Origin of the sequence: Streptomyces sp. NPDC052012, assembly GCF_040689265.1 — a bacterium.
Taxonomy (GTDB): Bacteria; Actinomycetota; Actinomycetes; order Streptomycetales; family Streptomycetaceae; genus Streptomyces.
This window is the reverse complement of record NZ_JBFAXA010000024.1, coordinates 101,478-120,083: the sequence shown is the minus strand read 5'-3', so window position 1 is coordinate 120,083 and position 18,606 is coordinate 101,478. Positions and strand designations below refer to the sequence as shown.

General features: G+C 70.0%; 10 protein-coding genes, 1 tRNA gene and 1 rRNA gene. 11 read left to right on the top strand and 1 reads right to left on the bottom strand.

Going from position 1 to position 18,606, the window contains the following annotated elements; translation table 11 throughout:
* The 3 genes from rrf to AB0412_RS29440 form a co-directional block, all read left to right on the top strand.
* A 5S ribosomal RNA gene (rrf, locus tag AB0412_RS29450) occupies positions 1–91 on the top strand; the annotation flags it as partial.
* Between the two features lie 116 nt (positions 92–207).
* Positions 208–870, top strand: a complete 663-nt coding sequence (locus tag AB0412_RS29445; protein ID WP_260827761.1) for a DegT/DnrJ/EryC1/StrS family aminotransferase — start codon at positions 208–210, stop codon at positions 868–870.
* 89 nt (positions 871–959) lie between these two features.
* A tRNA-Thr gene (locus AB0412_RS29440) sits at positions 960–1,032 on the top strand.
* Between the two features lie 70 nt (positions 1,033–1,102).
* On the opposite strand, the gene AB0412_RS29435 is transcribed toward AB0412_RS29440, so the two are convergent.
* Entirely contained in the window at positions 1,103–3,856 is a 2,754-nt protein-coding gene (locus tag AB0412_RS29435; RefSeq protein ID WP_366405628.1) for a SpoIIE family protein phosphatase, read from the bottom strand.
* Positions 3,857–4,251: 395 nt separating this feature from the next.
* Between AB0412_RS29435 and AB0412_RS29430 the strand changes: the two genes are divergently transcribed.
* From AB0412_RS29430 to AB0412_RS29395, 8 genes are all read left to right on the top strand, one after another.
* On the top strand, positions 4,252–9,747 hold the full coding sequence (locus AB0412_RS29430) for a HAMP domain-containing protein (protein WP_366405627.1): 5,496 nt from the start codon (positions 4,252–4,254) through the stop codon (positions 9,745–9,747).
* 307 nt (positions 9,748–10,054) lie between these two features.
* Entirely contained in the window at positions 10,055–10,732 is a 678-nt protein-coding gene (locus tag AB0412_RS29425; RefSeq protein WP_366405626.1) for a response regulator, read from the top strand.
* Between the two features lie 156 nt (positions 10,733–10,888).
* Positions 10,889–13,627, top strand: a complete 2,739-nt coding sequence (locus AB0412_RS29420) for a DNA translocase FtsK (RefSeq protein ID WP_366405625.1) — start codon at positions 10,889–10,891, stop codon at positions 13,625–13,627.
* 252 nt (positions 13,628–13,879) lie between these two features.
* Positions 13,880–14,707 carry a RodZ domain-containing protein gene (locus AB0412_RS29415; RefSeq protein WP_366405624.1) on the top strand — a complete coding sequence of 276 codons (828 nt, stop codon included), beginning with the start codon at positions 13,880–13,882 and terminating at the stop codon, positions 14,705–14,707.
* 106 nt (positions 14,708–14,813) lie between these two features.
* A complete protein-coding gene (gene rimO, locus AB0412_RS29410; protein WP_366405623.1) occupies positions 14,814–16,313 on the top strand; it encodes a 30S ribosomal protein S12 methylthiotransferase RimO in 1,500 nt (499 codons plus the stop codon).
* 380 nt (positions 16,314–16,693) lie between these two features.
* A complete protein-coding gene (gene pgsA / locus AB0412_RS29405; RefSeq protein WP_366405622.1) occupies positions 16,694–17,359 on the top strand; it encodes a CDP-diacylglycerol--glycerol-3-phosphate 3-phosphatidyltransferase in 666 nt (221 codons plus the stop codon).
* Complete coding sequence (locus AB0412_RS29400; protein WP_366405621.1) at positions 17,356–17,901, top strand: CinA family protein; 546 nt, start codon at positions 17,356–17,358, stop codon at positions 17,899–17,901. The genes pgsA and AB0412_RS29400 overlap by 4 nt, the downstream gene beginning before the upstream one ends.
* Positions 17,902–18,010: 109 nt before the next feature.
* Positions 18,011–18,391, top strand: coding sequence for a helix-turn-helix transcriptional regulator (locus AB0412_RS29395; protein WP_003993396.1), 381 nt, complete (start codon positions 18,011–18,013; stop codon positions 18,389–18,391).
* Positions 18,392–18,606 lie beyond the last annotated feature (215 nt).

Sequence of the window (18,606 nt, the reverse complement as noted above, 5' to 3'; positions counted from 1 at the left end):
GCCCGGTTACATTCCGAACCCGGAAGCTAAGCCTTACAGCGCCGATGGTACTGCAGGGGGGACCCTGTGGGAGAGTAGGACGCCGCCGAACAATTCTTCGAAAAGGGTTGGACCCGGAACTTCCGTTCCGGGTCCAACCCTTTTCTGTTCTGTGTCACTTGAAGTTCACGTTGCGCAACCACCATCCCTTACATGGGTACTGCTGCGCTGCTCAGGGCCGCCGGAGTCGGTGTCGGTGACGAGGTCGTCGTGCCGGCCTTCGGGAACGTGGAAGTCGCCGAGGCCGTGACGCTCGCGGGCGCGTTGCCCGTGTTCGCGGACATAGATCCGGTGACCTACTGCCTCCAGCCGGCCGCCGTGGAGGCGGCCGTAACTCCGCGGACCGCGGCGATAGTTGTCGTCCACCGCTTCGGACGGCCCGCTGACGTCAGGCCGTTGCTCGCGCTCGGAGAGCGGCGTGGGCTGCTGGTGCTGGAACACCAGGAGTCCGAGGCTCCGTACGACGAAGTCGCGCAGCGCAGGGAGCGGGCTGCCTACCTCGACGCCAAGTTGAGGGGAGTGCGGACGCCCGACGGAGCGGTGGGGCACACCTACCAGCAGTACGTCGTCCGCGTGCCCGGGAACGGGCGGCCCGACCGGGACGCCTTCGCACGGGCCATACGCGCCAAGGGAGTTGAGTGCCGGGTGCCGGTGAAGACGCCGGTGCATCGGCTGCCGGAATTCCGGCGGTGTGTGTCGCTGCCCGAGACCGAGCGTGCCGCCGACGAGACCCTTGCGCTGCCGGTCGAGGCGTCGCTGACCAAGCGGGACATGCACCGGATAGCGTCCGCGTGCAATGCGCTGGGCGGGCTGCTCCAGCCGGCCTTCTGAGGCGGTTGGGAGCACGGGTCTGTTCGGGGTATGATCTATTCCGTTGCCGCGGGGGAAATCCCGGAGGGAAACCTCAAGTACAGCAACAGGCCCCTATAGCTCAGTCGGCAGAGCGTCTCCATGGTAAGGAGAAGGTCAACGGTTCGATTCCGTTTGGGGGCTCTGACAGAAAGGCCCCGCCCCTTCCGGGCGGGGCCTTTTTCATGCCCTGTGCGTTTCTCTCGCGTATGACCTAGTCCTGGTGCGGCTCCGGGACGCGCATCGCCAGGATGGCCATGTCGTCGGAGGGGGCGTCCGACGCGAAGCGCTCCACGGCGCGCATGATGCGGGCCGCGACCGCGCCGGCCGTCAGGCCCGTGCACGTCGTCAGGACATCGGCGAGACCGTCGTCGCCCAGCATGCGGCTGCCCTCGCGGCGCTCGGTGACGCCGTCCGTGACACACAGGAGGACGTCGCCCGGGTCGAGGGTGACCGTCTGCTCGTAGAGCTCCAGGTCCTCCAGCACACCGAGCAGCGGCTGGGGTTCGGCTGCCGGTTCGACCGTCCCGTCCTGACGCAGACGCAGGGGGAGCGGGTGACCGGCGCAGACCACCTTGAGTTCGGCGCTGCCGTCCTCCTGCGGGCGCATCTCGCCGTAGAGCAGGGTGAGGAAGCGGCTGCGGGCGCCCTCGTCGAGGATCGCGGAGTTGAGGCGCTCGAGGACCGCGGGACCGCTGAGGCCCTCGCGGGCGAGCAGGCGCAGGGCGTGGCGGGCGAGGCCGGTGACGGCCGCGGCGTTCGGGCCCGTACCGCAGACGTCGCCGATGGCGAAGCCGTAGGCGCCGTCACTGATGGGGAAGAGGTCGTAGAAGTCACCGCCGACCTCGTTGCCCTCGCCGGCCGCGCGGTAGATGACCTCGACCTCGACGCCGTCGATCTGCGGGAGCTCGGGGGGCAGGAGGCTGCGCTGGAGGGACTGGCTGATGGCGGTGCGCTCGGAGTACAGACGGGCGTTGTCCAGGGCCAGTGCCGCCCGGCGGGAGAGGTCCTCGGCGAGTTCCAGGATCTCCTGGCGGAAGTGTTCGTCGGTCGGCTTGCCGAGGGTGAGCATGCCGATGACGCGGTTGCGGGCGACCAGGGGCAGGACGACGGTCTCGCCGCCGACGGCGCCCGCGGTGGCGAGGGTGGGGCCGATGCCCGGGGTGACCTGGTTGCTGGGGCCGCCGCTCAGGCCCAGGCTGCGCATGGACGTGCGCAGAGCCGCCTGGTGGGCCACCTCGCCGGGCGCCGACCAGACGCGGGCGCCGGGGGTGGGGACCGGGTCGGGCGGCGGGATCTTCGACAGCAGGGACTTGATGCCGTCGATGAGCTCCTCGTCCTCGTGCAGGACGTAGGAGAGATACGGCTCGGAGGCCTGGTCGGCGATCGTGTAGACGGCGCACCAGGTGGCGAGGGTCGGGACCGTCATCTGGGCCATGAGGGCCAGGGTCTGGTCGCGGTCCAGGGTGCCGGCCAGCAGGTCGGAGGCCTCGACGAGGAAGCTCAGCGAGCCGCGGCGCAGTCGTTCCAGTTCGCCGAGGCGGGCGGACTCCACGGCGAGCGCGATGCGGTCGGCCGCGAACTGCAGGCGCAGCGCCTCCTCGTTGGAGTAGCGGCCGGGTGCCTCCGCGGCGACGCCGAGGGAGCCGGTCAGGCGGCCCTCGACCTTGAGCGGCACGGTGACGACGGAGCGCATGCCGGTGCCGTTCAGCAGCGGCACCGCACCGGGGACGGCGGTGAGGTCGTCGTGGACGGCCGGCATGCGGGCGGAGCCGTAGCGTCCGGGGCCGGCCTCGACGGGGACGCGGGCGAAGCGCTGGCGGGCGGAGGGCAGGCCGGTGGAGGCGCGGACCTCCAGCTCCGTCTCGTCGTCCGTGGCGAGGAGCAGGAAGGCGGAGTCTCCGTCGAGCATGTCACGGGCGCGCTCCACGGTGCGCTGGAGGAGGCCGTCGAGGTCGTCGGGGGCGGGGGAGCCGATGAACACCTCGAAGGGGTCGGTGCTCTGACCGTCGGAGGACCCTGAGGTGTCGGAGGCGGGGACGCGCAGAGGGGTCTGCAGCACCGCCCGTTCGTGGTCGCGTACGAGGAGGCAGACCGTTGACGGTTCACCGTCGGTGTCGCGGACCCGCAGGTGCGAGGCGTAGACGGGGGTCACGCGGCCGTTGGCGCCCCTTATGCCGTAGCTGCCCTCCCAGCGGGAGAGCCGGAGGGCCTCGGCGATGCCGGTTCCGGTGCCCGGGGTGTGCGGCCAGGCCGCGAGGTCGGTGAGGGGCTTGCCGGAGACCTGATCGGCCTTGTAGCCGAAGAGTTCCTCCGCGTCCTCGTTCCAGGAGGTGATGGTGCCGGCCCGGTCGATCTGCACGACGGCGACCCGGACCCGGCCGTCGGCGAGCGGGAGGAGGTCGGCGGGCAGCGAGGGGCCGGCGGCGCGGGTGCCCACCGGGCGTTCGGGCAGGTCCAGCTGGAACCAGACGGTCTTGTGCGTCGGGGTGTACTCCACGCCCCAGCGGCTCGCCAGCGCGGCGCACAGCTGGAGGCCGCGGCCGCCCTCGCGGTCGGGGCTGCCCATGCTGATCGCCGAGCCCTGGACGGGGATCTCGCGCTCCGGGTACCGGTCGGCCACCTCGATCCGTACGCCGTCCTCGCTGCGCAGGCAGAGCAGGTCGGCGGAGGTGCCGGCGTGCACCACGGCGTTGGTCACGAGTTCGCTGGTGAGAACGACGGCGTCGTCCACGATGTCCCCGAAGCCCCAGCCCTGGAGGGTGTCGCGGACGAAGGAGCGGGCGCTCGCGACCGATCGCCCGACGGGCTCGAAGCTGGCGGCCGCACGCGCGGTGATCACAGAACTCCTCGACCGGTTCTCGACGGGCATGGCTCCGTGGCCGACCGGCTCGTGCCGCTGTTGCGGCAGGTCACCCGTCGGCCGGGGGTCCGGGGGCTGCTCCCCAGGGATCAGTCCGGTGGTCATGTCTGCGGCCGCCCCTCCGTGCCCGCTCGTCTCCCGTGCCACCGCCCAGGCCGGACGGACCGGCGTGGCTGGACAGCCGGATGCAAGGTTACTTACCTTCGCGGTCCGAGCGGATGCCGGTCTGCTGTGTTTCCGTCCGGAGGGTGTGCGGACGATGTGCGAAGCTGCCGAACTGTTATGGCCTGGTTCGGCGGGGGTGAAACACTGGGCAGGCTTGTTGTGAAGGTTCGGGCAGGCCGAGTGTCATCCACGCCGGGTGGGCAGCAGCCCACGGGCGGGCGCCCTGGTATGTCCGCCGGGACTCGCAGTAGTACAGGTATACGCAGTAGTAACAGGTACGCCTCCGGTGGTACCCGAGCACAGCAGTAACGGTCGACCCCTGCGGGAGGGACACAGTGGAGTCTGGCGCAGCGACGCGGGGCACGAAAACGCGCGCGAAAGGCGGACAGTCCCTGAGTAACGCGGGCAAGGGACGGGGCGGAACCACCACGGTGGACACCGCCGCCCTGAACCGGCTGCTGACGGCGCTCGTGGCGATGCGGGACGGCAACTTCCGCAAGCGGCTGACGGTGTCCGGCGACGGCGTGATGTCGGAGATCGCGGCGGTCTTCAACGAGGTGGCCGACCGCAATCTCCATCTGACGGGTGAGCTGTCCCGGGTGCGGCGGATGGTCGGGCGGGAGGGCAAGCTCACCGAGCGGCTGGAGACGGGTGCCTGCGAGGGCTCCTGGGCGACCGCGATCGACAATTCGAACGCGCTGGTGGACGACCTGGTGTGGCCGGTCTCCGAGGTCAGCCGGGTGCTGTCGGCGGTGGCCGAGGGTGATCTGTCGCCGCGCATGGAGCTGCGGACGCAGGCGCCCGACGGTACCGGGCATCCGCTGCGGGGCGAGTTCCTGAAGGTCGGGCGGACCGTCAACAACCTGGTGGACCAGCTGTCGACCTTCACCGACGAGGTCACGCGCGTGGCCAGTGAGGTCGGCACCGAGGGCAAGCTGGGCGGTCAGGCGCGGGTGCGCGGGATGTCCGGTTCGTGGAAGGACCTCACGGACTCCGTCAACACGATGGCGGAGCGGCTCACGGCCCAGGTGCGGGACATCGCGCTGGTGACGACCGCGGTCGCCAGCGGTGATCTGTCGCGCAAGGTGACCGTGCATGTCGAAGGCGAGATGCTGGAGCTGAAGAACACCGTCAACACGATGGTGGACCAGCTCTCCGCGTTCTCGTCCGAGGTGACCCGCGTCGCTCGCGAGGTGGGCACCGAGGGGGCGCTGGGCGGGCAGGCGCAGGTGCCCGGTGTGGCCGGGGTGTGGAAGGAACTCACCGACTCGGTGAACACCATGGCCGGGAACCTCACGGCCCAGGTGCGCGGGATCGCCGAGGTGACCACGGCGGTGGCCAACGGTGATCTGTCGCGGAAGGTGACGGTGCCGGCGCGCGGTGAGGTCGCGCAGCTCGCCGAGACGATCAACCAGATGACCGAGACGCTGCGGATCTTCGCGGACGAGGTCACGCGTGTGGCGAACGAGGTCGGTGCCGAGGGGCGGCTCGGCGGGCAGGCGAACGTGCCGGGCGCCGCGGGCACCTGGAAGGACCTGACGGACTCCGTCAACACGGTGTTCCGGAACCTCACCACGCAGGTGCGGGACATCGCCGCGGTGACGACGGCGGTGGCCAACGGTGACCTGTCGCAGAAGGTCACCGTGGACGTGGCCGGCGAGATGCTGGAGCTGAAGAACACCGTCAACACGATGGTGGACCAGCTGTCCGCCTTCGGTGCCGAGGTCACGCGCGTGGCGCGCGAGATCGGCGTCGAGGGTGAGCTGGGCGGCCAGGCGCAGGTGCCGGGCGCGGCCGGTACGTGGAAGGACCTCACCGACTCCGTCAACACGGCGTTCCGGAACCTCACCGGTCAGGTGCGGAACATCGCCCAGGTGACGACGGCGGTGGCCAACGGTGACCTGTCGCAGAAGGTCACCGTGGACGTCTCCGGTGAGATGCTCCAGCTGAAGAACACCGTGAACACGATGGTGGATCAGCTGTCGAGCTTCGCCGACCAGGTGACCCGTATGGCCCGGGACGTGGGCACCGAGGGGCGGCTGGGTGGTCAGGCGCGCGTGGACGGCGTGTCCGGCACCTGGAAGGAGCTCACCGACTCCGTCAACTCGATGGCGGGCAACCTGACCTCTCAGGTGCGCAACATCGCGCAGGTCACCACCGCGGTCGCCCGGGGTGACCTGTCGCAGAAGATCGACGTCGACGCGCGCGGGGAGATCCTGGAGCTGAAGAACACCATCAACACGATGGTCGATCAGCTGTCGTCCTTCGCCGACCAGGTGACGCGGGTGGCCCGTGAGGTGGGCACCGAGGGGCGGCTGGGCGGTCAGGCGCAGGTGCCCGGTGTGGCCGGTGTGTGGCGGGATCTGACCGACTCGGTGAACGGCATGGCCGGGAACCTGACCGCGCAGGTGCGCAACATCGCCCAGGTGGCGACCGCGGTGGCCCGGGGTGATCTGTCGCAGAAGATCACCGTGGACGCGCGCGGGGAGATCCTGGAGCTGAAGAACACGCTGAACACGATGGTGGACCAGCTGTCGTCGTTCGCCCAGGAGGTCACGCGGGTGGCCCGTGAGGTGGGTACGGAGGGCATCCTCGGCGGTCAGGCCGAGGTGCAGGGGGTCTCCGGCACCTGGAAGGACCTCACGCAGTCCGTGAACGGCATGGCGAACAACCTGACCCTCCAGGTGCGCAACATCGCCGAGGTCACCACGGCGGTCGCCAAGGGCGACCTGTCGAAGAAGATCACCGTCGACGCCAAGGGCGAGATCCTCGAGCTGGTCACCACCGTCAACACGATGGTGGACCAGCTGTCGTCGTTCGCCGAGCAGGTCACGCGGGTGGCCCGTGAGGTGGGCACCGAGGGCATCCTGGGCGGTCAGGCGCATGTGCCGGGTGTGACGGGCATCTGGAAGGACCTGAGCGACAACGTCAACCTGATGGCGAAGAACCTGACCACTCAGGTGCGCAACATCTCCCAGGTCTCCGCCGCCGTCGCCAACGGCGACCTGACGCGGCAGGTCAGCATCGAGGCGCGCGGTGAGGTCGCGCAGCTCGCCGACACCATCAACACCATGGTGAAGACGCTGAGCGCGTTCGCCGAGCAGGTCACCAAGGTGGCCCGCGAGGTGGGCACGGACGGCATCCTCGGCGGTCAGGCGCACGTGCCCGGTGTCGCGGGCACGTGGAAGGACCTCACCGAGTCCGTGAACCAGATGGCGTCCAACCTGACCGGTCAGGTGCGCAACATCGCCATGGTGACGACGGCCATCGCCAAGGGTGATCTGACGAAGAAGATCGACATCGACGCGCGCGGGGAGATCCTCGAGCTGAAGACCACCATCAACACGATGGTGGACCAGCTGTCGTCCTTCGCCGAGGAGGTCACGCGCGTGGCCCGCGAGGTGGGCACGGAGGGCCAGCTGGGCGGCCAGGCACGCGTGCGTGACGTGGACGGCACCTGGCGGGACCTGACCGAGTCCGTGAACGAGATGGCCGGGAACCTGACCCGGCAGGTGCGGGCCATCGCGCGCGTGGCGACCGCGGTGACCCGTGGTGACCTGAACCTGAAGATCGACGTGGACGCGTCCGGGGAGATCCAGGAACTCCAGGACTACATCAACAAGATGATCGCGAACCTGCGCGACACCACGATCGCCAACAAGGAACAGGACTGGCTCAAGGGCAACCTGGCCCGTATCTCCGCGCTGATGCAGGGCCGCCGCGATCTGGAGGACGTGGCCTCCCTGATCATGAGCGAGCTGACGCCGGTGGTGTCCGCGCAGCACGGCGCGTTCTTCCTGGCGATGCCGCTGGTCGACGGCGAGGACCTGAGCGCCGCCGACGACGACCAGTTCGAGCTGCGGATGCTCGGTTCGTACGGCTACTCCATGGGCTCCATGCCGACGTCGTTCCGGCCCGGCGAGGGGCTGATCGGGACGGCCGCCGCGGAGAAGCGGACGATCCTGGTGGAGAAGGCGCCGAGCGGTTATCTGAAGATCTCCTCGGGGCTGGGGGAGGCGCCGCCCGCGCAGGTGATCGTGCTGCCAGTGCTGTTCGAGGGCAAGGTGCTCGGCGTCATCGAACTGGCCTCGTTCACGCCGTTCACGCACATCCAGAAGGACTTCCTCAACCAGATCGCCGAGATGATCGCGACCAGCGTCAACACCATCTCGGTCAACACCAAGACGGAGCGGCTGCTGGCGCAGTCCCAGGAGCTGACCGAGCAACTGCGTGAGCGCTCCGCCGAGTTGGAGCAGCGGCAGAAGGCGCTCCAGGCGTCCAACGCCGAACTGGAGGAGAAGGCCGAGCTGCTGGCCCGGCAGAACCGCGACATCGAGGTGAAGAACACCGAGATCGAGGAGGCGCGCCAGGTCCTGGAGGAGCGCGCCGAGCAGCTCGCGGTGTCGATGCGCTACAAGAGCGAGTTCCTGGCCAACATGTCGCACGAGCTGCGGACGCCGCTCAACTCGCTGCTGATTCTGGCCAAGTTGCTCGCCGACAACGCCGAGGGAAACCTCTCCCCGAAGCAGGTGGAGTTCGCCGAGACCATCCACGGCGCCGGCTCCGACCTGCTCCAGCTCATCAACGACATCCTCGACCTGTCGAAGGTCGAGGCGGGCAAGATGGACGTCTCCCCGACGCGCATCGCGCTGGTGCAGCTCGTCGACTACGTGGAGGCCACCTTCCGGCCGCTGACCGCGGAGAAGGGCTTGGATCTTTCGGTGCGGGTCTCGCCGGAGCTGCCCGCCACGCTGCACACCGACGAGCAGCGGCTGCTGCAGGTGCTGCGCAATCTGCTGTCCAACGCGGTGAAGTTCACCGACTCCGGATCGGTCGAGCTGGTCATCCGGCCCGCCCGGGACGACGTGCCGCAGCAGATCCGCGAGCAGCTGCTGGAGGCCGGTTCGCTGACGGATCCGGACGCCGACCTGATCGCGTTCTCGGTGACCGACACGGGCATCGGCATCGCGGCCAGCAAGATGCGGGTGATCTTCGAGGCGTTCAAGCAGGCCGACGGCACCACCAGCCGCAAGTACGGCGGTACGGGGCTCGGGCTGTCCATCTCGCGGGAGATCGCCCAGCTGCTCGGCGGTGAGATCCACGCGCAGAGCGAGCCGGGCCGCGGCTCCACGTTCACGCTGTACCTGCCGCTGCACCCGAGCGAGCTGCCGCCGCACGGCTACCAGCAGCCCATGCCGGCGCTGGAGGCCGGTGACCTGGTGGCGTCGGCCGAGCAGGGTGCCGAGCTGTCCGAGACGCAGATCGAGACGCCGGCCGAGGTGAAGTCGTACCGCGAGACGCAGAACGGCCCGGCCGCGCTGTTCAGGCGCCGGCGCAGGCCCACGGCCGGGTCGCAGCCGCGGCCGGAGCTGGAGCAGCGGTCCGCGCCGCAGCCGGAGCAGTGGCAGGGCGTGGAGCAGGAACCGGCGCCCCGGTCGCAGCGCGGCATCCGCTTCGGCGGGCAGAAGGTGCTCATCGTCGACGACGACATCCGCAACGTCTTCGCGCTCACCAGCGTCCTGGAGCAGCACGGGCTGTCCGTGCTGTACGCGGAGAACGGCCGGGAGGGCATCGAGGTCCTGGAGCAGCACGACGACGTGGCGGTGGTGCTGATGGACATCATGATGCCGGAGATGGACGGTTACGCCACGACGACGGCGATCCGCCGGATGCCGCAGTTCGCGGGGCTGCCGATCATCGCGCTCACCGCGAAGGCGATGAAGGGCGACCGGGAGAAGGCGATCGAGTCGGGCGCCTCCGACTACGTGACCAAGCCCGTCGACCCCGATCATCTGCTGGCGGTCATGCAGCAGTGGATGCGGGGGGAGTGAGGGCGATACCGCAGGGGCGCGTGAACATGCGGGGAAGCTTCGGTGAGCGCGCCGAGTTGCCGACGCGGTGCTGGTGAAGTCGTGTAGAAGTACGGGATTCGGGGAACCTTCTGGTCTCCCGCCGCGTTTCTGCTATGTGCACAGTGACATCGCGGTGACAGGGTGTGGCGACGGGCGGGGTGCAGCTACGATGACCGGCACAAGGACGGGCGGCGCAAGGGAGTCGTCCCCCGGGTGGGCACCCGCCGGTGCCTCCCCGGGTACTGCGGACAGGGGAGGCCCCAAGCCGGGGCGAGGAGGGCGGGCCATGGTGCAGAAGGCCAAGATCCTCCTGGTCGATGACCGGCCGGAGAATCTGCTGGCGCTGGAGGCGATCCTCTCGGCGCTCGATCAGACGCTGGTGCGGGCATCGTCCGGGGAAGAAGCGCTCAAGGCACTGCTCACGGACGATTTCGCGGTCATCCTGCTGGACGTCCAGATGCCGGGCATGGACGGATTCGAGACCGCCGCGCACATCAAGCGGCGCGAGCGGACCCGGGACATCCCGATCATCTTCCTGACCGCGATCAACCACGGCCCGCACCACACCTTCCGGGGCTACGCGGCGGGTGCGGTCGACTACATCTCGAAGCCGTTCGACCCGTGGGTGCTGCGCGCCAAGGTCTCGGTGTTCGTCGAGCTGTACATGAAGAACTGCCAGCTCCGCGAGCAGGCGGCGCTGCTGCGCCTCCAGTTGGAGGGCGGCGAGAAGAACGAGGGCGAGCCGAAGGAGTCCGCGGGGCTGCTCGCCGAGCTGTCGGCGCGGCTCGCGGCCGTGGAGGAGCAGGCCGAGGCGCTGACCAAGCAGCTCAACGACGAGTCGACCGACGCGGCCGCGGTGGCCACGGCGGCTCATCTCGAGCGCAAGCTCACGGGGTTGCGGCGGGCGCTGGACGCGCTCGAGCCCGGAGCGGGCAACGCGTCGTCGGTGCCCTCGCAGAACTGACGCCCGGCACAAGGGCGTTGCCCGGTCTCCCGAGGCGTACCGCGCGGGAGGCCGCCTTCATGCGGCGTCAACTTCGCGCCCATGCAAGAGCGACACGAACGGGTGAAGCATCGGGCACGCGTGTCCCCTGCCGTCTCCCCCGGTAACCTCACACCTATGGCCTCACGTCCCTCCGCAGCCAAGAAGCCGCCCGCGAAGAAGGCGGCCGCTTCCGCGAAGGCTCCGGCGAAGAAGGCCGCCGCCAAGAAGGCACCCGCGAAGAAGGCTCCCGCCAGGAAGGCCGCGGCCAAGAAGCCCGCGCCCAAACCCGCACCGAACCCCACCGGGGGCGTCTACCGGCTCGTACGCGCCGTGTGGCTCGGTCTCGCGCACGCCGTCGGCGCGGTCTTCCGCGGCATAGGGCAGGGAGCCAAGAACCTCGACCCCGCGCACCGCAAGGACGGACTCGCGCTGCTGCTGCTCGCCATCGCCCTGATCGTCGCCGCGGGCACATGGGCCGACCTCAAGGGCCCGGTCGGCGACCTCGTCGAGATCCTGGTCACCGGCGCCTTCGGCCGGCTCGACCTGCTGGTGCCGATCCTGGTGGCCGTCATCGCGGTGCGCTTCATCCGGCACCCGGAGAAACCCGAGGCCAACGGCCGGATCGTCATCGGTCTGTCCGCGCTCGTCATCGGCGTGCTCGGCCAGGTCCACCTCGCGTGCGGCTCGCCCGCCCGCAGCGAGGGCATGCAGGCCATAAGGGACGCCGGCGGCCTCATCGGCTGGGCCGCGGCCACCCCGCTGTCGTACACCATGACCGACGTGCTCGCCGTGCCGCTGCTGGTGCTGCTCACGGTCTTCGGACTGCTGGTGGTCACGGCGACCCCCGTCAACGCCGTCCCGCAGCGCCTGCGGCTGCTCGCGGTGAAGCTCGGACTCGTCCACGACGGCACCGACGCCGAGGAGTTCGGCGAGGACGACGAGCGCTACGACGAGCAGTGGCGCGAGGCCCTGCCCGCGAGCCGCCGCAAGCGCGGCCGCCCGGCGCCCCAGGAGTACGACCCGGACGCCGCGGAGGAGGAGGCACTGTCCCGGCGCACCGGCCGCCCCCGCAGGTCCGCCGTGCCGCAGCCCGACATGAACCGGCCCATGGACGCCGTGGACGTGGCCGCCGCGGCTGCCGCCGCCCTCGACGGCGCCGTCCTGCACGGCATGCCGCCCTCCCCGGTCGTCGCCGACCTCACCCAGGGCGTCCGCACGGGCGACCGCGAGCCCACGACCCCGACCCCGGTCCCGGCCGCCCGCCCCCAGCAGGACCAGCCCGCCGCGAGCAAGCCGAAGCAGCACAAGCTCGACACCGGCGTCCCCGACCTCACCAAGACCCCGCCCGCCGAACCCCGCGACCTGCCCCCGCGCGCCGAGCAGCTCCAGCTGTCCGGCGACATCACCTACGCCCTGCCCTCCCTGGACCTGCTCACCCGCGGCGGCCCCGGCAAGGCGCGCAGCGCGGCCAACGACGCCATCGTCGAGTCGCTCACCACCGTCTTCACCGAGTTCAAGGTCGACGCCCGCGTCACCGGCTTCACCCGCGGGCCGACGGTCACGCGCTACGAGGTGGAACTCGGCCCGGCCGTGAAGGTCGAGCGGATCACCGCGCTCACCAAGAACATCGCGTACGCCGTCGCCAGCCCGGACGTGCGGATCATCAGCCCGATCCCCGGCAAGTCCGCGGTCGGCATCGAGATCCCCAACACCGACCGGGAGATGGTCAACCTCGGCGACGTGCTGCGGCTCGCCGAGTCCGCCGAGGACGACGACCCGATGCTGGTCGCCTTCGGCAAGGACGTCGAGGGCGGCTACGTCATGCACTCGCTGGCGAAGATGCCGCACATGCTGGTCGCCGGCGCCACCGGCTCCGGCAAGTCGTCCTGCATCAACTGCCTGATCACCTCGATCATGATGCGGGCGACCCCGGAGGACGTCCGGATGATCCTGGTCGACCCCAAGCGCGTCGAGCTCACCGCCTACGAGGGCATCCCGCACCTGATCACGCCGATCATCACCAACCCCAAGCGGGCCGCCGAGGCGCTCCAGTGGGTCGTCCGCGAGATGGACCTGCGCTACGACGACCTCGCCGCCTACGGCTACCGGCACATCGACGACTTCAACCGCGCCGTGCGCGAGGGCAAGGTCAAGCCGCCCGAGGGCAGCGAGCGTGAACTCCAGCCGTACCCCTATCTGCTGGTCATCGTCGACGAGTTGGCCGATCTGATGATGGTCGCCCCGCGCGACGTCGAGGACGCGATCGTGCGCATCACGCAGCTCGCGCGGGCGGCCGGCATCCACCTGGTGCTCGCCACCCAGCGGCCGTCGGTGGACGTCGTCACCGGTCTGATCAAGGCGAACGTGCCCTCCCGGCTCGCCTTCGCCACGTCCTCGCTCGCCGACTCCCGGGTCATCCTCGACCAGCCCGGCGCCGAGAAGCTGATCGGCAAGGGCGACGGGCTGTTCCTGCCGATGGGCGCGAACAAGCCGACCCGAATGCAGGGCGCGTTCGTGACCGAGGAGGAGGTCGCGCTCGTCGTCCAGCACTGCAAGGACCAGATGGCGCCCGTCTTCCGGGACGATGTGGTCGTCGGGACCAAGCAGAAGAAGGAGATCGACGAGGACATCGGCGACGACCTCGACCTGCTGTGCCAGGCGGCCGAGCTGGTCGTCTCCACCCAGTTCGGGTCGACCTCGATGCTCCAGCGCAAGCTGCGCGTCGGCTTCGCCAAGGCGGGCCGGCTGATGGACCTCATGGAGTCCCGCAACATCGTCGGACCGAGCGAGGGTTCGAAGGCTCGTGACGTTCTTGTGAAGCCTGACGAGCTGGATGGCGTGCTCGCCGTGATCCGCGGGGAGTCTGAAGGGTAGGCAGTCGGGACACGGTCGTCGCCTCGGGGCACCCAGGTGGACGATCGTGACTCACCCGTAAGGGATCATTGAGCAACCGTTTCCCTGTGACGTACGTCAAGTTGAGGGAAGCGACAAACAGCAGGTCCATCATCGGGATGTCGGGCCATTCCGATGGCGTACAAAGTCCGACCGCCCGGTTGCCCCACCCTTTTGTACCCCCCCTAGACTGAACCTCCAGCACAGGTGGCTACACGCTCGAAAGGCGCCCCCGTGTCCATCGGCAACTCCCCTGAAGACGAGCGTCCGTTCGAAGACGCGTCCGAGGAAGCCCGCCCCTCCGTCGGCCGTGCGCTGCAGCAGGCGCGCATTGCCGCCGGGCTCACCGTCGACGACGTCAGTACCGCCACCCGGGTCCGTATCGCCATCGTGCACGCCATCGAGGCGGACGACTTCGCCCCCTGCGGCGGCGACGTCTACGCCCGCGGGCACATCCGGACCCTGGCCAAAGCCGTCCACCTCGATCCGGCCCCGCTGATCGCCCAGTACGACGCCGACCACGGCGGCCGTCCCGCGCCCACCCCGGCCGCGCCCCTGTTCGAAGCGGAACGCATCCGCCCCGAGCGCCGCGGACCGAACTGGACCGCGGCCATGGTCGCCGCGATCGTCGTCGTGATCGGCTTCGTCGGCTTCACCATGTTCAAGGGCGACGACGGCAGCGGCAACAACGTCGCCGACGGCGCCGCGACCGACACGTCCGCCACTCCCACCCCGAAGTCCAAGAAGCCCGCCGACCCCAAGCCCGAGCCGTCGGACAGCGCCATCGCCGCCGCGCCGCAGGACAAGGTGACCGTCAAGGTCAGCGCCGCCGACGGACGCAGCTGGATCTCCGCCAAGGACCACAACGGCCGGCAGCTCTTCGACGGACTGCTCAAGCAGGGCGAGTCCAAGACCTTTCAGGACAGCTCCAAGATCAACCTGATCCTCGGTGACGCCGGCGCGATCGACCTGTTCGTGAACGGCAAGAAGATCGAGGACGACTGGCAGCCCGGCGCCGTCGAGCGCCTGACCTACACGAAGGGCGACCCGCAGGCCGGATGAGCGGTACCGGACAGCCGGCGCGAGGGGCGCTTTCACGACGGGGTTGGCCGAGTTCGGTCAACCCCGTCGACGTGGGGTGTCAGCGGGACGAAGTAGTCTTGAGCCCATGCCTGAACGCCGTACCGTCGCACTCGTCACCCTTGGCTGCGCCCGTAACGAGGTGGACTCGGAGGAGCTCGCAGGCCGTTTGGAGGCGGACGGCTGGCAGCTCGTGGAGGACGCCGCCGACGCGGACGTCGCCGTCGTCAACACCTGTGGATTCGTCGAGGCGGCCAAGAAGGACTCCGTCGACGCCCTCCTGGAGGCCAACGACCTCAAGGAGCACGGAAGAACGCAGGCCGTGGTGGCGGTGGGCTGCATGGCCGAGCGCTACGGCAAGGAGCTCGCCGAGGCGCTCCCCGAGGCCGACGGCGTGCTCGGCTTCGACGACTACACCGACATCTCCGACCGCCTCCAGACCATCCTGAGCGGTGGCATCCACGCGGCGCACACCCCGCGCGACCGGCGCAAGCTGCTGCCGATCAGCCCCGCCGAGCGACAGGATTCGGCCGCTTCCGTCGCGCTCCCCGGACACGCGCCGGTGGAGGTGCCCGAGCAGGGCCCCGGCGACCTGCCGGAGGGCGTCGCGCCCGCCTCCGGCCCCCGCGCGCCCCTGCGCCGCCGGCTGGACGGCTCCCCGGTCGCCTCCGTGAAGCTCGCCTCCGGCTGCGACCGGCGCTGCACGTTCTGCGCCATCCCCTCCTTCCGCGGCTCCTTCATCTCACGCCGCCCCAGCGACGTGCTGAACGAGACGCGCTGGCTCGCCGAACAGGGCGTGAAGGAGATCATGCTGGTCTCCGAGAACAACACCTCCTACGGCAAGGACCTCGGCGACATCCGCCTGCTGGAGTCCCTGCTGCCCGAGCTCGCCGAGGTCGACGGCATCGAGCGGGTGCGGGTCAGTTACCTCCAGCCCGCCGAGATGCGGCCCGGCCTGATCGACGTGCTGACCTCGACGCCGAAGGTCGCCCCCTACTTCGACCTGTCCTTCCAGCACTCCGCTCCCGACGTGCTGCGCGCCATGCGCCGCTTCGGCGACACCGACCGCTTCCTGGAGCTCCTCGACACCATCCGGAGCAAGGCGCCCCAGGCCGGTGTCCGCTCCAACTTCATCGTCGGCTTCCCCGGCGAGTCCGAGGCCGACCTCGCCGAGCTGGAGCGGTTCCTGAACCACGCCCGGCTGGACGCCATCGGCGTCTTCGGCTACTCCGACGAGGAGGGCACGGAGGCGGCGACCTACGAGCACAAGCTGCCGGAGGACCTGGTCGCCGAGCGGCTGGCCCGTGTCTCCCGGCTCGCCGAGGAACTGGTCTCGCAGCGCGCCGAGGAGCGGGTCGGTGAGACGGTGCACGTGCTGGTGGAATCCGTCGACGAGGAGGAGGGCGTGTACGGCCGTGCCGCCCACCAGGCCCCGGAGACGGACGGCCAGGTGCTGCTGACGAGCGGCGAGGGGCTGAGCGTCGGCCGTATGGTCGAGGCGAAGGTGGTGGGCACCGAAGGTGTCGACCTGGTGGCGGAGCCGCTGTTCGAGGGTTCGCTCGCGTGTAGTGAGGAGGCGGGCAGATGACGGGGATCCCGGCATCCGCGGCAGGAGGCCCCTCCGGCGCGCGCAGGGCGGCGGCGAGCACGGCACCCGGAGGCGGTCCAGGGGCCGGTGGCCGGGTTCCGGGGGCGAGCGCAGGGCGCGCCTCCGCGTCGGGCGGCGGTCGCGTTCCCGGGGCGGGCACCGGTGGTCATGCGTCCGCGTCGGGCGCCGGTGGTCATGCGTCCGCGTCGGGCGCCGGTCAGGTGTCCGGTTCCGCGGGTGGTGGTGCGGCCCGTGAGGGCGATGCAGCGGGTGAGGCCACTGGTGAGGCACCCGGGACGGCCCGGGGTGGCTCGGGTGGCGGTGGGCTCTTCGGCGCCGGGGCCCGTGCCTCGGCCGGTTCCGGGGGTGTTCAGGGGAGCGTGTCCGACGGGGTGGCCGGTGCCGAGGGCAACGGGAAGCCGGCGCGGGGCGGGAAGATCGCCGCTGCGGCCGTGAACCAGGCCAGCGTCTGGAACATCGCCAACCTGCTGACCATGCTCCGGCTGCTCCTCGTGCCGGCCTTCGTCATGCTGATGCTCGCCGACGGCGGCTACGACCCGGCCTGGCGCTCGCTCGCCTGGGCCGCGTTCGCCATCGCCATGATCACCGACCTGTTCGACGGTCATCTGGCGCGCACCTACAACCTCGTCACCGACTTCGGGAAGATCGCCGACCCGATCGCCGACAAGGCGATCATGGGAGCGGCGCTGATCTGTCTCTCCGCGCTGGGAGACCTTCCCTGGTGGGTCACCGGAGTGATCCTCGGCCGGGAACTCGGCATCACGCTCCTGCGTTTTCTGGTCATTCGCTACGGCGTGATCCCGGCCAGCCGCGGCGGGAAACTCAAGACGCTCACCCAGGGCGTCGCCGTCGGCATGTACGTGCTGGCGCTGACGGGGTGGCTGGCCACCCTCCGCTTCTGGGTGATGGCCGCGGCGGTCGTGCTGACCGTCGTGACCGGACTCGACTATGTGAGACAGGCCATTGTGCTGCGCCGGCAGGGAATCGCCGAGCGCAAGGCGGCGTTGGAGGAGACGGAAGAGTGAGTTCCACGGCCACCGAGGTGGTGCGACTACTCACCGTGCACGGCGGGACGCTGGCCGTGGCCGAGTCGCTGACCGGTGGCCTGGTCGCCGCGGAGATCACCTCGGTCCCCGGGGCGTCGAAGGTCTTCCGGGGTTCGGTGACCGCCTACGCCACCGACCTGAAGCGGGAGCTGCTCGGCGTGGACGCCGGACTGCTGGCGCGGAGCGGAGCGGTGGATCCCCAGGTCGCGGCGCAGATGGCCACGGGTGTACGCAAGGTTCTGGGCGCCGACTGGGGCATCGCGACCACCGGAGTCGCCGGTCCTGACCCCCAGGACGGGCAGGCCGTGGGGACGGTTTTCGTGGCCGTGGACGGGCCCTTCGCGGAAGGTTCCGGTTCCGCCCGCGGCGGAAAAGTGAGGCACCTGCGGTTGAACGGCGACCGCGCGGAAATTCGTATGGAGAGTGTACGGAGCGTACTCGCACTGCTCCTCGAGGAGCTTGCGGGCGAACAGACCGGGAATGAGCGGGCACAGGATACGGAACGGAACGGGGGGTTTTGATGTTTGCAGCCCTGAGTGAACACGACATCGCTCCCCGCACGGCCGCGGCGCGAGGCGGTACGGTGGGGCGAGAAGGATGCGGCTATGCGGTCCGAGGAGGGAGCCACCGATGATTCTGCTCCGTCGCCTGCTGGGTGACGTGCTGCGTCGGCAGCGCCAGCGCCAGGGCCGTACTCTGCGCGAAGTCTCCTCGTCCGCCCGAGTCTCACTCGGCTATCTCTCCGAGGTGGAGCGGGGGCAGAAGGAGGCTTCCTCCGAGCTGCTCTCCGCCATCTGCGACGCGCTGGACGTACGGATGTCCGAGCTCATGCGGGAAGTGAGTGACGAACTCGCTCTCGCCGAGCTGGCCCAGTCTGCTGCAGCGACCCCCAGCGAGCCCGTGCCCACGCCGGTTCGCCCGATGCTGGGTTCCGTATCGGTGACCGGAGTGCCACCGGAACGGGTCACCATCAAGGCGCCTGCCGAAGCGGTGGACGTGGTCGCCGCCTGAGCGGCGGCGTGAAGGTGTGACAGGCCCCGGAGGGGCCCTTCCGGGAGGACCGGGAGGGTACCGCCGGGGTTTTCGCATGTCCGGGGCCGGCTGGGCGGGTGGGGCGGCGGGTGTGTCGTGTGCCGGTGGGGGCATGGGTGCGTTTGCCGGTGAGGCGCGGGGCGCGTTCGGGCGTTGACCGGTGGGGCGGTCCGTGCGTTTGCCGGTGCGGCGCC

Excerpts from the sequence above, each read along its gene's own strand:
- AB0412_RS29425 (WP_366405626.1), top strand. The coding sequence starts at position 10,055 with ATGGTGCAGAAGGCCAAGATCCTCCTGGTCGATGACCGGCCGGAGAAT.
- AB0412_RS29420 (WP_366405625.1), top strand. The coding sequence starts at position 10,889 with ATGGCCTCACGTCCCTCCGCAGCCAAGAAGCCGCCCGCGAAGAAGGCG.
- AB0412_RS29435 (WP_366405628.1), bottom strand. The coding sequence starts at position 3,856 with ATGACCACCGGACTGATCCCTGGGGAGCAGCCCCCGGACCCCCGGCCG.
- rimO (WP_366405623.1), top strand. The coding sequence starts at position 14,814 with ATGCCTGAACGCCGTACCGTCGCACTCGTCACCCTTGGCTGCGCCCGT.
- AB0412_RS29395 (WP_003993396.1), top strand. The coding sequence starts at position 18,011 with ATGATTCTGCTCCGTCGCCTGCTGGGTGACGTGCTGCGTCGGCAGCGC.